This window comes from Lentilactobacillus parakefiri (assembly GCF_002157585.1).
GTDB lineage: Bacteria > Bacillota > Bacilli > Lactobacillales > Lactobacillaceae > Lentilactobacillus > Lentilactobacillus parakefiri.
The window spans coordinates 1-303 of record NZ_BDGB01000113.1; the positions used below are offsets into that span (position 1 = coordinate 1).

The 303-nt window shown below is 37.3% G+C and carries 1 protein-coding gene; it reads left to right on the top strand.

Annotated elements, in window-relative coordinates:
* Positions 1 to 106 precede the first annotated feature (106 nt).
* Positions 107 to 303, top strand: a 197-nt coding sequence (locus tag LPKJCM_RS11435; protein WP_133057570.1) for a helix-turn-helix domain-containing protein, incomplete at its 3' end; no start/stop codon positions are given.

Consider the following 303-nt stretch of genomic DNA (forward strand, 5'->3'; position numbering starts at 1 on the left):
ACTTGAATTTACACTTTAAGTGCAACACTAATTAAATAAAGAATGGCCCATGGCCAAATTTCTGTAAAATGATGTTTGCGAAAACAATCATGAAAGGAATTTAGCCATGGATCACTACAAGCATATTACCATAGATGAACGGGAAACTATCGTTTTAATGAGGAATCATGGAAACTCACTTCGTGAGATTGCCAGCCATATCAAGAAAAGTTACTCAACCATTTCTCGAGAATTAAGCCGTAATTCTACTGGTAAATCCTATTCACCTTCGAAGGCTCAGGAGAAGTACAAACAGCGCAAAGG